The organism is Microterricola pindariensis, from assembly GCF_002936985.1.
In the GTDB taxonomy this organism is placed as follows: domain Bacteria; phylum Actinomycetota; class Actinomycetes; order Actinomycetales; family Microbacteriaceae; genus Microterricola; species Microterricola pindariensis.
In genome coordinates, this window is sequence record NZ_MPZN01000001.1 from 1 (window position 1) to 13,347 (window position 13,347).

At 69.7% G+C, this 13,347-nt stretch carries 16 protein-coding genes; 9 read left to right on the top strand and 7 right to left on the bottom strand.

Going from position 1 to position 13,347, the window contains the following annotated elements; genetic code table 11:
* Window positions 1-464, bottom strand: a 464-nt coding sequence (locus GY24_RS00005) for a TrmH family RNA methyltransferase (RefSeq protein WP_407662134.1), incomplete at its 3' end; no start/stop codon positions are given.
* Between the two features lie 86 nt (window positions 465-550).
* Here GY24_RS00005 and GY24_RS00010 point away from each other — a divergent pair.
* Complete coding sequence (locus tag GY24_RS00010) at window positions 551-1,390, top strand: NAD-dependent protein deacetylase (protein ID WP_104473898.1); 840 nt, start codon at window positions 551-553, stop codon at window positions 1,388-1,390.
* 21 nt (window positions 1,391-1,411) lie between these two features.
* Window positions 1,412-1,984: a histidine phosphatase family protein gene (locus GY24_RS00015; RefSeq protein WP_104473789.1), complete on the top strand. Its 573-nt coding sequence runs from the start codon at window positions 1,412-1,414 to the stop codon at window positions 1,982-1,984.
* 116 nt (window positions 1,985-2,100) lie between these two features.
* Here GY24_RS00015 and GY24_RS00020 read toward each other — a convergent pair whose 3' ends face one another.
* Together GY24_RS00020 and GY24_RS00025 are read right to left on the bottom strand one after the other, a co-directional pair.
* Window positions 2,101-3,174, bottom strand: a complete 1,074-nt coding sequence (locus GY24_RS00020) for a glycosyltransferase family 4 protein (protein WP_104473790.1) — start codon at window positions 3,172-3,174, stop codon at window positions 2,101-2,103.
* The gene (locus tag GY24_RS00025; protein ID WP_104473791.1) at window positions 3,171-4,085 is read right to left on the bottom strand and encodes an alpha/beta fold hydrolase; all 915 of its coding nucleotides are present in this window, start codon (window positions 4,083-4,085) and stop codon (window positions 3,171-3,173) included. Before GY24_RS00025 ends, GY24_RS00020 begins: the two co-directional genes overlap by 4 nt.
* A gap of 69 nt (window positions 4,086-4,154) precedes the next feature.
* Between GY24_RS00025 and treS the strand changes: the two genes are divergently transcribed.
* Both treS and GY24_RS00035 read left to right on the top strand, forming a co-directional pair.
* The gene (treS, locus tag GY24_RS00030; protein ID WP_104473792.1) at window positions 4,155-5,864 is read left to right on the top strand and encodes a maltose alpha-D-glucosyltransferase; all 1,710 of its coding nucleotides are present in this window, start codon (window positions 4,155-4,157) and stop codon (window positions 5,862-5,864) included.
* A 27-nt stretch (window positions 5,865-5,891) separates the two neighbouring features.
* Window positions 5,892-6,584, top strand: coding sequence for an exonuclease domain-containing protein (locus tag GY24_RS00035; RefSeq protein WP_104473793.1), 693 nt, complete (start codon window positions 5,892-5,894; stop codon window positions 6,582-6,584).
* A gap of 76 nt (window positions 6,585-6,660) precedes the next feature.
* Here GY24_RS00035 and GY24_RS00040 read toward each other — a convergent pair whose 3' ends face one another.
* From GY24_RS00040 to glgA, 3 genes are all read right to left on the bottom strand, one after another.
* Window positions 6,661-6,912 carry a type B 50S ribosomal protein L31 gene (locus GY24_RS00040; protein WP_047410596.1) on the bottom strand — a complete coding sequence of 84 codons (252 nt, stop codon included), beginning with the start codon at window positions 6,910-6,912 and terminating at the stop codon, window positions 6,661-6,663.
* Window positions 6,913-7,039: 127 nt separating this feature from the next.
* Complete coding sequence (locus tag GY24_RS00045; RefSeq protein ID WP_083363929.1) at window positions 7,040-7,822, bottom strand: ABC transporter ATP-binding protein; 783 nt, start codon at window positions 7,820-7,822, stop codon at window positions 7,040-7,042.
* 30 nt (window positions 7,823-7,852) lie between these two features.
* Complete coding sequence (gene glgA / locus GY24_RS00050) at window positions 7,853-9,034, bottom strand: glycogen synthase (protein ID WP_104473794.1); 1,182 nt, start codon at window positions 9,032-9,034, stop codon at window positions 7,853-7,855.
* 81 nt (window positions 9,035-9,115) lie between these two features.
* Here glgA and GY24_RS00055 point away from each other — a divergent pair, with 81 nt between their 5' ends.
* Window positions 9,116-10,357, top strand: coding sequence for a glucose-1-phosphate adenylyltransferase (locus GY24_RS00055; RefSeq protein WP_104473795.1), 1,242 nt, complete (start codon window positions 9,116-9,118; stop codon window positions 10,355-10,357).
* Window positions 10,354-11,025 (top strand): phosphoserine phosphatase SerB, encoded by a 672-nt coding sequence (serB, locus tag GY24_RS00060; RefSeq protein ID WP_104473796.1) that lies wholly within the window; start codon window positions 10,354-10,356, stop codon window positions 11,023-11,025. The genes GY24_RS00055 and serB overlap by 4 nt, the downstream gene beginning before the upstream one ends.
* Window positions 11,026-11,049: 24 nt before the next feature.
* Here serB and GY24_RS00065 read toward each other — a convergent pair whose 3' ends face one another.
* Window positions 11,050-11,760, bottom strand: a complete 711-nt coding sequence (locus GY24_RS00065; RefSeq protein WP_104473797.1) for a beta-ketoacyl-ACP reductase — start codon at window positions 11,758-11,760, stop codon at window positions 11,050-11,052.
* Window positions 11,761-11,912: 152 nt separating this feature from the next.
* On the opposite strand from GY24_RS00065, the gene GY24_RS00070 reads away from it, so the two are divergent.
* The 3 genes from GY24_RS00070 to GY24_RS00080 are packed head-to-tail and all read left to right on the top strand — an operon-like array spanning window position 11,913 to window position 13,259.
* Complete coding sequence (locus GY24_RS00070) at window positions 11,913-12,185, top strand: DUF3099 domain-containing protein (RefSeq protein WP_083363924.1); 273 nt, start codon at window positions 11,913-11,915, stop codon at window positions 12,183-12,185.
* Entirely contained in the window at window positions 12,178-12,417 is a 240-nt protein-coding gene (locus GY24_RS00075; RefSeq protein ID WP_104473798.1) for a hypothetical protein, read from the top strand. The genes GY24_RS00070 and GY24_RS00075 overlap by 8 nt, the downstream gene beginning before the upstream one ends.
* Window positions 12,414-13,259: an SURF1 family cytochrome oxidase biogenesis protein gene (locus GY24_RS00080; RefSeq protein WP_104473799.1), complete on the top strand. Its 846-nt coding sequence runs from the start codon at window positions 12,414-12,416 to the stop codon at window positions 13,257-13,259. The genes GY24_RS00075 and GY24_RS00080 overlap by 4 nt, the downstream gene beginning before the upstream one ends.
* The last annotated feature ends 88 nt before the right edge of the window (window positions 13,260-13,347 follow it).

Consider the following 13,347-nt stretch of genomic DNA (forward strand, 5'->3'; position numbering starts at 1 on the left):
GCGCACCGCGGCGTGATGAGCACGGCATCCGCCCCGAGGCCGGCCACCGCGCGGAAGATGGCGCCGATGTTGGTGTGGTCGACGATGTCCTCGAGGATGACGATGCGCCGCGCGTCGCGGATGAGCTCCTCGACCGGGGCCAGCGCCGGGCGGTGCATCGCGGCCAGGGCACCCCGGTGCATGTTGTAGCCGGTCAGCTGCTCCAGCACGGCGGGCTCGCCGACGTAGACGGGAACATCCGGGTAGTCGGCCAGGAGCGGCTCGACATCGGCCAACCACTGCTTCTGCAGCAGCACGGAACGCGGCACGTGGCCGGCCCGCAGCGCCCGTGCGATCACCTTGCTCGACTCGGCGATGTAGAGACCACCCTCCGGCTCGCTGACGCGGCGGAGGGCGACGTCGGTGAGCTTGGCGTAATCGGACACGCCAGGGGCGGTCAATTCGGTGATGGGGATGATCTGCATCCCCCTAGCCTGACAGCCTCGGAAACAAACTGGAAACCCTGTGGGTTGATGATGGAACCCGAGTGAAGGAGCAATCCGTGCAGCAGATGGCCAGCGTGAACCAGATCGACGCCGCGCAGCAGATTGACGCCGTGGCGGAGCTGATGCGGGGCAAACGCACGGCCGTGCTCAGCGGCGCCGGCATCAGCACCGACTCCGGCATCCCCGACTACCGCGGCGAGGGCGCGCCGACGCGCACGCCCATGACGGTGCAGGACTTCCTCGGCGACGAGGGCAAGCGCAAGCGCTACTGGGCCGGCAGCCACCTCGGCTGGCGGCTGTTCAGCAGCGCCCGGCCCAACGCCGGCCACCGCACGCTGGCGCGGCTGGAGGGCGCCGGGCTGGTCACCGGCGTCGTCACCCAGAACGTCGACGGGCTGCACCGCCAGGCCGGCTCCGGCCGGGTGGTGGAACTGCACGGCTCGATGGACACCGTCAGCTGCCTGGACTGCGGGCAGGTCTTCGCCCGACAGGCCATCGCCGATCAACTGGAGGCGGCCAACCCGTGGCTGGGCCAGTCGGATGCCGTCCGGCTCGCGCCCGACGGTGACGCCGACGTCGAGGAGGTCGACCGCTTCGTGCTGCCGGTGTGCACCGTCTGCGGTGGGCGGCTCAAGCCGGATGTCGTGTTCTTCGGCGAGCTCGTGCCGGCCGCGCGATTCGCCCAGGCGGCCGCGCTGGTTGCGCGCTCCGAGATGCTCCTGGTCGTGGGCTCCTCGCTGACGGTCAACTCCGGCATCCGCCTGTTGGAGCAGGCCAGGCGGCGGCGCCTGCCCATCGTCGTGGTCAACCGCGGCAGCACGAAGGGCGACGCCCGGGCAGCGCATAAGCTGGATGCGGGGGCTTCAGAGACGCTGGCCGCATTGGCGGAACGGCTGCTCCCCTAAGCCTTGTTGCGAGAGGGAACTATGACGACGTTTGGTATTGTTCGGCACGGTCAGACCGAGTGGAACGCGCAGAAGCGCATCCAGGGGCGCACCGACATCCCGCTGAACGACACCGGGCGCGCCCAGGCCGCCGCGACCGGCGCCGCCCTGCGCGCCGCGCAGCTGGAGCACGGCGCGTGGGATGCCATCGTCAGCAGCCCGCTCAGCCGCGCGCACGAGACGGCGTTGATCATCGCCGCCGAGCTCGGCCTCTCCAGCCCCGAGCTGGTGCCGGCGCTCGCCGAGCGCGCGCACGGGGAGATCGAGGGGCTGAGCTTCGCCGAGCGCACCGAACGCTTCCCCGACGGCTCTGCGGTGCCCGGCCTGGAGACGCGCGACGAGGTGCTCGACCGCACCCTGCCGAGCCTGGAGGAGCTCGCCGGGCGCTTCCCCGGCGGCCGCGTGCTCGTGGTCAGCCACGGCGGGGTGATCAGCTCGCTCATGCACCACACCTCCGGCGGCGAGATCGTCGCCCCGGGCCGGATGATCCAGAACGGCTCCGTGCAGGAGTTCCGCTGGGGTCTCGGCGGGCTGCAGCTGCGCAGCGTCGGCTAGCCCGCCAGCCCATCGACTACGCGAAAAGTGCGCCACAGACTGAGTCTTGGCGCACTTTTCGCGTAGTCGATGCTGGTCTGGGCTTTGGGCGGCGGAGTGTGCCCAGCCGCCTCCCGCTACGCGCGCGCGGTCTTCTCCAGCAGGCCGAGCAGGCGCTGGGCCGAGCCCGTCCAGGTGAAGCGGCCCGCCTGCTCCCGGCCGAGGGCCGATCGGCGCTCCCACTCCCCCGGCCCGCGCAGCGCGGAGACGGCGGCGACCAGCCCGTCGGGCGAGGTCGGGGCGAAGTAGAGGGCCGCGTCACCGCCGATCTCACGGAAGATCGGGATGTCGCTGACGATGATCGGCGTGCCTTCCGACATCGCCTCGACCAACGGGATGCCGAAGCCCTCGTCGAGGGACGCCGTCACGAGCGCGGTGGCCCCGCGGAGCGCCTCGAGGTACGCGGCGTCGCTGGCCCCGTTGTGGAAGACGATCGCGGCCTGCGGGGCGAGCGCGCGGAGACGGCGCTGCTCGGCGTCGCTCAACCGGCTCATCAGGTGCAGCTCCGAGCCCGGCAGCAGCGCGGCGGCGCGCACCAGCGTCTCGACGTTCTTGTACGGCATGAACGAGCCCATGTAGACCAGCCGCAGCCCGTCGGGCCGCGTACGCGGCGCGGCATCAACGGCGTCCGCGGCAACGCCGGCAGCGTTCGGCACGACGGTCACCTCGCGGCGGGTCAGGGCGTGCTCGGCGATCAGGCTCTTCGTGGTCTCCGACACGGTGACGACGCCGTCTGCCCGGTTCAGCAGCATCCGCTGCGGCCACCAGGCCAGGTGGTAGAGCCGCCAGAGCAGCCGGATCGGCGCGGCCAGATCGCGCGGGGGCGTGCGGTTGCGGTAGTAGATGAGGTCGTGCACGGTGAGCAGCAGCTTGTACTTGCGACCCCAGGAGCCCATGGTCTGCATCGGCGTGAACACCACGTCCGGTCGCAGCTTGTTCACGGTGAGCGCGACGAGCGGCTCCAGCACGCTGGTCGGCGAGCCGACCAGCTGCCAGGGCAGCGCGGGCAACATGTCGAGCTGGCGGTGGTCGCTGATCAGCATCGTCACCGGGTGCAGCTTGCCGAGCTCCTCGACGAGGCTCGCCGTGTACCGGCTGATGCCGTCGTGCCGGTCGATGCGGGTGTAGCGGCAGTCGAAGACGATGTTCATGCCGGGGCCCCCAGCGAGGACAGCACCGTGCGGATCTGCTCGGCCGCCTCGACGGGCGTCTCGTAGTGGATCAGGTGGCCGACATCGTGGATGACGTGCAACCGGGCATCCGGGAACAGGGTCTGCAGCCGGTGCTGGGCGGCGAGCGGCGTGATGTCGTCGCGGTCGGCGGCGATCAGCAGCGTCGGCTGCGGGATCCGGGCGGCGTACTCGCTGACGTCGTGGCTGACGGACGCGCGGAACGCCTCGAGGACGACGTCGCGGTTCTCGAAGGCCGAGAAGTAGCGGTCGTGCTCCTCGTGGATCCAGCGCTTCAGCTGCGGGTCGCGGGTCTTGGACATGGTGACGCTCATGACGCGCACGATCAGCCGGGAGCGCAGCAGGGCGAAGCCGATGCGCTCGGGCAGCTTGGCGGCTGCCCAGTAGTAGAAGACCGCGAGCCGGGTCATGATGCCGCGCGGCCCGGACAGCGCCGGGGCGCCGATCGGATTGACGAGGATGACGGCGTCGGCGCTCAGGCCGTCGGCCAGCGCCGCCGAGCTCACGATTGAGCCGAAGGAGTGCCCCAGGATCACGACGGGGCCGGGCAGCGCGAGCGCGGCGGTGAAGGCAGCCAGCCAGGCGGCGTAGCCGGGCACGTCGTGGCGGGCGCCGGATGCCGCGTCCAGCGGCGTCGACGCGCCGAAGCCGGGCAGGTCGGGCATCAGGATGTGCGCGCCGGGCAGCTGGGCGACGACGGGTTCCAGCCCGTGGTGGTCGCCCCGGAATCCGTGCACCACCACGACGGTCGGAACGCCGGGCGCCGCCGTCCCGTACTCCCAGTAGTGGGTCTCGCTGCCCAGGACGGTGAGAGTGCGTTCACTCACGGGGATGCGGGCCAGCAGCTGCGCGTAGGGGGACTCGATGCTCATCGCTCCCAGTTTAGGCGAGGGTGCTCCGCAAGACTGGCACCGGCGGCGGCATGCTGCTTAGACTCAGGCATGAGCTTTACTGCGCCGATCCAATTGCCCGGCCTCAGCCTCGACCCGCAGTGGTATCGACGAGCGGTGTTCTATGAGGTGATGGTGCGCTCCTTTGTCGACAGCAACGGCGACGGCACCGGCGACCTGGGCGGCCTGATCTCCAAGCTGGACTACCTGCAGTGGCTCGGCGTGGACGCCCTCTGGGTTCCGCCGATCTTTACCTCCCCGCTGCGCGACGGCGGCTACGACGTCGCCGACTACCGGTCGATCCTGCCCGAGTTCGGCACGCTCGACGAATTCCGGGAACTCGTCACCAAGGCGCACGAGCGCAACATGCGCGTCGTCATCGACCTGCCGCTGAACCACACCTCCGACCAGCACGAGTGGTTCCAGCAGTCCCGGCAGGACCCGGAGGGCCCCTACGGCGACTTCTACGTGTGGAGCGACACCGACGAGAAGTGGCCGGACATCCGCATCATCTTCACCGACACGGAGGACTCCAACTGGGCCTTCGACCCGGTGCGGCGCCAGTTCTTCTTCCACCGCTTCTTCTCGCACCAGCCCGACCTCAACTTCGAGAACCCGGCCGTGCACGAGGCCGTGTTCGACGTGGTGCGGTTCTGGCTCGATCTGGGGGTCGACGGATTCCGGCTGGACGCCATCCCGTACCTGTACGAGTCGGACGAGGGCAACGGCGAGGGCGAGCCGCCGACCCACGAGTTCATCAAGGCGCTGCGCGCCATGGTCGACAAGAGCTACCCCGGCCGGGTGATGATCGCCGAGGCGAACCAGTGGCCGCGCGAGGTCGCCGCCTTCTTCGGCAGCGAGGAGGAGCCGGAGTGCCACATGGCCTTCGACTTCCCGGTGATGCCGCGCATCTTCTACGCGCTGCGCTCGCAGCGTGCAGACGAGCTCGTCGCCGTGCTCTCGGAGACCACCGACATCCCACCGGGCGCCGGCTGGGGCGTGTTCCTGCGCAACCACGACGAGCTCACCCTCGAGATGGTCTCGGAGGAGTACCGGCAGGCCATGTACGGCTGGTACGCCTACGACCCGCGGATGCGGGCGAACGTCGGCATCCGGCGCCGGCTGGCGCCCCTGCTCGACAACGCCAGGGCCGAGCTCGAGCTCACCCACGCCCTGCTGTTCTCCCTGCCCGGCAGCCCGTTCCTCTACTACGGCGACGAGATCGGCATGGGCGACAACATCTGGCTGCCCGACCGGGACAGCTCGCGCACCCCGATGCAGTGGACGCCGGACCGGAACGCCGGCTTCTCGGCCGCCGACCCCGGCAAGCTCTACCTGCCGGTCGTGCAGTCGCTGGTGTTCAACTACGGGCACGTCAATGTGGAGTCACAGCTGGCGCAGTCGCGCTCGCTGCTGCACTGGGTGCGCAACGTGATCCACGTGCGCAAGGCGCACCTCGTGTTCGGGCTGGGCGACATCGAGGTGTTGCAGACCGACAACGACTCCGTGCTGGCCTTCGTGCGCCGCTACCAGGGCAACGACGCGCACGGCGGAATCCACTACAACGACCAGCCGGAGACGGTGCTCTGCGTGTTCAGCTTCGCGCACAACCCGGTCGCGGCGACGATCACGGCGCCCGGAATGGCGGGCAGCCGGCTGTACGACCTGTTCGGCGGAGGGGTGTTCCCGAGCTTCGACGAGAACGGCTCGCTCACCCTGACGATGGGCACGCAGAGCTTCTACTGGCTGCACGCCGGCTAAGTCGGTGCTTGGCCATAGAGTGAGGGCATGAACGCAGTCAACTGGTCCAGCACACTCGCCGTCTTCGACCTGGAGACCACCGGAATCGATGTGGAGACGAGCCGTATCGTCACCGCGAACGTCAGCGTGATCGACGCCGACGGCGCCGTGTTGGAGCGGAGCGACTGGCTCCTGAACCCCGGCGTCGAGATCCCGGCCGGCGCCAGTGCCGTGCACGGCATCAGCACCGCGCGCGCGCAGGCCGATGGGATGCCGGCCGGCGAGGGCGTCGGCCAGATCGTGGCGCGCCTGCGCGCGCTGTTCGAGCGCGGCCTGCCCGTCGTCGCCTACAACGCGCCGTACGACTTCACGATCCTCAACCGGGAGGCGCTGCGGCACGGGCTGGCGGCGCTCGGCTCCCCCGGCCCGATCATCGACCCGCTCGTGATCGACAAGGCCGTTGACCGCTACCGCAAGGGCAAGCGCACCCTCGAGGCCGCCGCGGCGTTCTACGGGGTGCCGCTGGAGGACGCGCACGATGCGGGGGCGGATGCCATCGCCGCCGGTCGCGTGGCCCAGGCCATCGCCCGCGAGCACGGCGCCGGCCTGCCGGAATCCGCGACGGAGATGCACGACAAGCAGGTGGGCTGGGCGGCCGATCAGGCCGCCAGCTTCCAGAAGTACATGCGCGCCAACCGCGACCCCGAGTTCACGGCCGACGGTTCCTGGCCGGAGCGCTAGGCCCGCAGGAACGACGAAGGGCGACCGGCAAAAGCCGGTCGCCCTTCGTGCTGAGCTCTGTTCGAGCAGCGGCTGCTTACGCGCCGAAGCCCTTGAAGCGCTGGTTGAACTTCTCGACGCGGCCGGCCGAGTCCATGATGCGCTGCTTGCCGGTGTAGAACGGGTGCGACTCCGAGGAGATCTCGACGTCGATGACCGGGTAGGTGTTTCCGTCTTCCCACTCGATGGTCTTGGCGCTGCCGACCGTCGAACGGGTCAGGAAGGTTGCACCCGACGCGAGGTCGCGGAAGACGATCGGCGCGTACGTGGGGTGAATTTCAGACTTCATCGAGTTTCCTTGCGTAGAAAGTAATTTGTGTGTTGAGACTAGTGATCGCTCTTGCCGATCACATGCCGATCAGGCGAGAAAGCTGCGGCCCGGGGGCCAGCTATCAAGCTTAGCAGAATTCGGGCCGTTAGACCGCACGAGCGCTGTAGCGCCCGCCCTGCTCGCTCAGCTCGATCTCCAGGCCGAAGGCCTCGGTCAACACTTCGGAGGTGAGTGCCTCGGCCAGAGGGCCGGCGGCGACGACCCGGCCGGCGGCCAGGACGAGTGCGTGGGTGAAACCGAGGGGGATCTCCTCGGCGTGGTGGGTGACCATGACGATGGCCGGGGCGAGCGGCGACTGGGCGTATCCGCCGAGCATCTGCAGCAGCTCCTCGCGGGTGCCGAGGTCGAGGCTGGCGGCTGGCTCGTCGAGCAGCAGCAGTTCGGGGTCGGTCATCACCGAGCGGGCGATCTGCACGCGCTTCTGCTCGCCGTCGCTGAGGGTGCCGAAGAGGCGGTCGGCGAGGTGGTCGAGCTGCCATTCAGCCAGCACGCGCTGCGCGCGGCGCACGTCGAGGTCGTCGTACTCCTCGTTCCAGCGGCCGGTGACGGAGTATGCAGCCGTCAGCACGACGTCCAGCACCCGCTCGTTCTTCGGGATGGTGCGGGCCATCGCGGTGGAGGCGAAGCCGATCATGGGGCGCAGCTCGGTGAGGTCCACCTTGCCCAGCTGCTCCTCGAGGACGATGGCCGTGCCGCTGGTCGGGTGCATCATCGCGGCGGCGATGCGCAGCATTGTGGTCTTGCCTGCGCCGTTCGGGCCGAGCACCACCCAGCGTTCGTCGGAGTTCACCGTCCAGTTCACGGAGTCGAGGATGGTGTTGCCGTCGCGAACGACGGAGACGTCTGTGAGCTGAAGAACGCTGGCCATGCTCCTATGTTACCGAGCCGCCGGGGGTGCTCAGAGCAGCGCCGCGTAGATCTCGCGGGTGCGCGCGGCGATCCGGGCCCAATCGAATTCCTTCTCGGCGCGGATGCGGCCCGCTGCCCCCATCGCGGCGGCGCGTTCCGGGTCGCCCACGACCTCAGTGAGCGTGGCGGCCAAATCGGCCACGAACCGCTCAGGGTCCAGCGGCGTGCCGGTGCCGTCATCCGCCTGCTCGATCGGAACCAGGCGCCCGGTGACGCCGTCCTCGACGACCTCGGGGATGCCGCCGGTTGCGGTGCCGACGACGGGCAGCCCGCAGGCCATGGCCTCCAAGTTGACGATGCCGAGCGGCTCGTAGACGGAGGGGCAGACGAACGTGGTGCCGGCGGTGAGCACCGCGGAGAGCTCGTGCTGGCTGAGCAGCCGGTCGATCCAGACGACGCCGCTGCGCTCCCGCTGCAGTTCGGCGACGCCGGCGCTGACCTCGGCCATGATCTCGGCCGTGTCGGGCGCGCCGGCGCAGAGCACCAGCTGCACGTCCGGCGGCAGCAGCCGGGCGGCGCGCAGCAGGTAGGGCAGGCCCTTCTGCCGGGTGATCCGGCCGACGAAGACGATCGAGGGGCGGTCGGGGTCGACGCCGAGGGCGCGCACCGTGTCGTGGTCCTCCAGCGGCTTCCAGCGTTCCAGGTCGATGCCGTTGTAGACGACGTGCACCCGCTGCTCGTCGAGGCGCGGGTAGGAGCGCAGGATGTCGCGGGCCATGCCGCCGCTCACGGCGATGACCGCGTCGGCGGCCTCGAAGGCCGTCTTCTCGACCCAGCTGGAGACCCGGTAGCCGCCGCCGAGCTGCTCGGCCTTCCATGGCCGCAACGGCTCCAGGCTGTGCGCGGTGGCCACGTGCGGGATCCCGTGCAGCAGTTTGGCGATGTGCCCGGCCCCGTTGGCGTACCAGGTGTGCGAGTGCACGAGGCTGGCGCCAGCGGCATCCTGTGCCATGGCCAGGTCGACGCCGAGCGTGCCGAGTGCGGGGTTCGCCCCCTCGAGCGTCTCCGGGGTGCGGTAGGCGAACGTTCCCGGCGCGTCGCGCTCGGCGCCGAAGCAGCGCACGACGACATCCGTGTCGGTTCGCAGGGCCCGGACGAGCTCGGCGACGTGCACGCCGGCGCCTCCGTAGACCTCCGGCGGGTACTCCTTGGTGAGCAGATCGACTCGCATGGGGCAACGCTAGCGCAGCGCATCCCGTCACAGTGCGGAATGACTCTAGGCACCCGGAATGCGCTGCCCTAGGGTGAGAGCATGAAGTCCCCCAAGATCTTCGGAATCGTCCTCGCCGGCGGCGAGGGCAAGCGACTGATGCCCCTGACGGAGGACCGCGCGAAGCCGGCCGTTCCCTTCGGCGGCCACTACCGGCTGGTGGACTTCGCCCTGTCGAACCTCATCAACTCGCGCGTCGGCCAGATCGTGGTGTTGACCCAGTACAAGTCCCACAGCCTCGACCGGCACGTCTCGCAGACGTGGCACGTCTCCGGGCTGCTCGACACCTACGTCGCCTCGGTCCCGGCCCAGCAGCGCCTCGGCAAGCGCTGGTTCAGCGGTTCGGCCGACGCCATCTTGCAAAGCCTCAACCTGCTCCGCGACGAGAAGCCGGACATCGTGGTGGTCGTCGGTGCCGACCACGTCTACCGCATGGACTTCAGCCAGATGATCGAGGCGCACATCGCGTCCGGGGCGAAGGCGACCGTGGCCGCCATCCGCCAGCCGATCGAGCTGGCCGACCAGTTCGGCGTCATCGAGGTCTCGGCCGAGTCGCCGGAGAAGATCGCGGCGTTCCTCGAGAAGCCGCGCAACCCGGTCGGTCTGGCCGACGCGCCGCACGAGGTGCTCGCCTCGATGGGAAATTACGTGTTCAACGCGGATGCCCTGATCGACGCGGTGCTGCGGGACGGGGAGCGCACCGACTCCGGGCACGACATGGGCGGCGACATCATCCCCGACTTCGTGGCGCGCGGCGAGGCCGGCGTCTACGACCTGCGCCGCAACGACGTGCCGGGCTCGACCGACCGCGACCGCTACTACTGGCGCGACGTCGGGACCATCGACTCCTTCTTCGACGCCCACCAGGACCTGATCTCTGCGCTGCCGGTGTTCAACCTCTACAACGAGGCGTGGCCGATCTTCACCCAGCAGCGCAACTCGCCGCCGGCGAAGTTCGTCCGCGACGCGCACGGCTTCCTCGGCACCATGATCGACTCGATCGTCTCGCTCGGCTCGCTGATCTCGGGCGCGCACGTCGAGCGCAGCGTGCTCGGGCCGTGGGTGCACGTGAACTCGGGCGCGCAGGTGATCGACTCGATCCTGTTCGAGCGGGTGCGGGTCGAGGCCGGGGCACGGGTGCACCGCTCCGTGCTCGACAAGAACGTGGTGGTCGAGCGGGGCGCCGTGGTCGGTGTCGACCTCGACCACGACCGGGCCAGGGGCTTCAGCGTCACCGAGTCGGGAATCACCGTCGTCGGCAAGGGTGTTACAGTCACCGCATGACCTCCCCCCGCATGTCCGATGTTTCGTCGCGCCCCCGTTTCCTCGTCGTCCTCGATGCCGACTCCACCCTGATCCAGGACGAGGTCATCGAATTGCTGGCGGATGCCGCCGGCTCGCGCGCCCTCGTCGCCGAGGTGACCGAGCAGGCCATGCGCGGCGAACTCGACTTCGCCGAGAGCCTGCGCGCCAGGGTGGCGACCCTGGCCGGGCTGCCGGAGACGGTCTTCGCCGAGGTCGGCGCGCTGATCCGCCCGACGCCGGGCGTGCACGAGCTCATCGCCGGCGTGCATGCGGCCGGCGGGCTGTTCGGCGTCGTCTCCGGCGGTTTCCACGAACTGCTCGACCCGATCGGAGCGTCTTTCGGGCTGGACTTCTGGCAGGCGAACCGCCTGGAGGTCGCGGAGGGCCGACTCAGCGGTCAGGTCTCCGGGCCGATCGTCGACGCCGAGGCGAAGGCGCAGGCGCTGCGCGCGTGGGCGGCGGATGCCGGCATCCCGCTCAGCCGCACCATCGCCGTCGGCGACGGCGCCAACGACCTCGCCATGATGGCGGTGGCCGGCCTCGCCGTCGCGTTCAACGCCAAGCCGCGCGTGCGCGCGGAGGCCGACGTCGCGATCGACGCCGCCGACCTCTCGCAGGTGCTGCCGCTGCTGGGCCTGCGCGGCTAGCCGGGCGGGCGGGCTTTCTGCGCTCTAGTGCCCCATGCCGAGGCCACCGTCGACCGGGATGACCGCGCCGGAGATGTAGGCGGCCTCGTCGCTGCCGACCCAGGCCACGACCTTGGCGACCTCGTTCGGCGTGGCGAAGCGCCCGGCCGGGATGTTCTTCTTGTACTCGGCCTGCTGCGCCTCGGGCAGCGCCGCGGTCATGTCGGTCTCGATGAAGCCGGGGGCGACGACGTTGGCGGTGATGCCGCGGGCACCGAGCTCGCGGGTGATCGAGCGGGCCATGCCGACGAGGGCGGCCTTGGACGCCGAGTAGTTGACCTGGCCGGGGCCGCCGTACAGGCCGACGACGCTGGAGATCAGCACGATGCGGCCGTAGCGGGCCTTCAGCATGCCCTTGGACGCGCGCTTGACGACGCGGAACGCGCCGGTCAGGTTGGTGTCGATGACGTCGGTGAAGTCGTCCTCGCTCATCCGCATGAGCAGACCGTCGCGGGTGATGCCGGCGTTGGCGACGAGAACCTCGACCGGGCCGAACTCGGCCTCGATGGCGGTGAAGGCCGCGTCGATGGATGCGGCATCCGTCACGTCGGCCTGCACGGTGAGCGAACCGACCGGGCCCTGCCCGGAGCGCGCGGTGACGGCGACGCGGTGGCCCTGGGCCAGGAACTCCTCGGCGATGGCAAAGCCGATGCCTCGGTTTCCTCCGGTGACGAGTATGGTGCGAGGCGTGGTCATGGCGTGGTCCAATCGGGCAGTGCGAAAGCGCAGGGCGAACAGGCAAATCTGACCCAGTTTAGAGCGTCCTCTGTTGGCTCCCGGGCGCGTAGGCTGGATGTACCGCCATCCAGACGGATGACGCGACCCCGCAGCACCGACTCCCCACGGATATGAAGCAGCCATCCATCACGTCACTCCCCCTCTCACCGGAGGTGGAACGTCGCAACCGCATGATCAAATACACCGTTGCGATGTCGATTCGCGTGCTCTGCATCCTCTCGATGCTGTTCCTGCGCGGCTGGTGGCTGCTGATCCCGGCGATTGGTGCGGTCACGCTGCCCTACTTCGCCGTGGTGCTCGCGAATGTGCCGTCGAAGCGGAGGTCGTCGACCATGATGCGCCCCGGGGCGATCGAGAGGGCCTGGAACCACAAGCATGATTGACCTGTTGGGCGGCGCCCTGCCGCGCGAGGCCTGTTCCCGGGCCGGCTGCACCGCAGACGCCAGCTGGCGCATCGACTGGCGGAACCCCCGCATCCACACCGGCGACCGCTTCAAGACCTGGCTCGCCTGCGCCGAGCACGTGGACTACCTGCGCGACTTCCTCGCCGCCCGTGAGTTCCCACTCACCGTCCGGCCCGTCGACTCACTCCAGCCCGGCGAGGCGGTCTCGTGAGCGGCTGGAGCTTCCTGCTCAGCAAACGCTGGGCCGGCTACCTGGCCCTCACCATCGTGTTCGCGATCGTCTGCGTGTTCCTCGGCAACTGGCAGCTGGCCCGGCGCGCGGAGGCGCGGGCCGAGATCGAGCGCGTCGACACGAACTGGGAGGCGGAGCCCGTACCGCTGGCTGAGGCCCTGCCGACCCTCGACGCCTTCGACCAGTCCCAGAAGTGGCTGCCCGTCGTCATGGAGGGCCGCTACCTCCACGAGGACGAGCTGCTCGTGCGCACCCGGCCGCGGGCGGGTATGCCCGGCTTCGAGGTGCTCACCCCGCTGCAGCTGGCGGATGGCACCGTCTTCATCGTGGACCGCGGCTGGCTGCCGACCGGCTCCGCGCAGGATGCACCGGACGTCGTGCCGGCCGCGCCGGACGGCCACGTCACCGTCGTGGCCAGGTTGAAGGCCGGCGAACCGTCGCTGGCCGGCCGCAGCTCCAGCGGCAACCAGATCTCCACCGTCCAGCTGACCGAGATCTCGGAGCGCCTCGGCATCACCAACTACACGGGCGCGTACGGGCTGATGATCTCGGAGACCCCGGCGCCAACCGGGGAGCGCCCGCTCGCCGTCGTCAAGCCGCCGCGCGATGAGGGCCCGCACCTGTCCTACGCCTTCCAGTGGTACGTGTTCGCCGTGATGGCCTTCATCGGCCTCGCGTGGGCGGCCCGGCAGGAGTTCCGCACCGTGAACATCGACGACCCGGAGGAGCGCAAGCGCGCCGCCGAGCGCAAGCGCAAGCAACAGCTCAAGTCGCCCAGCGATTCAGACGTCGAGGACGGCATCCTCGACAAAACCCGCTAGCTGGGAGAACACCCGGACGAACTGTGCCGAAAGTCACATTTCGCGCCTGTCTGGCCGTTTGGCGTCGGCCGCGCCCATAGCCTCTCCC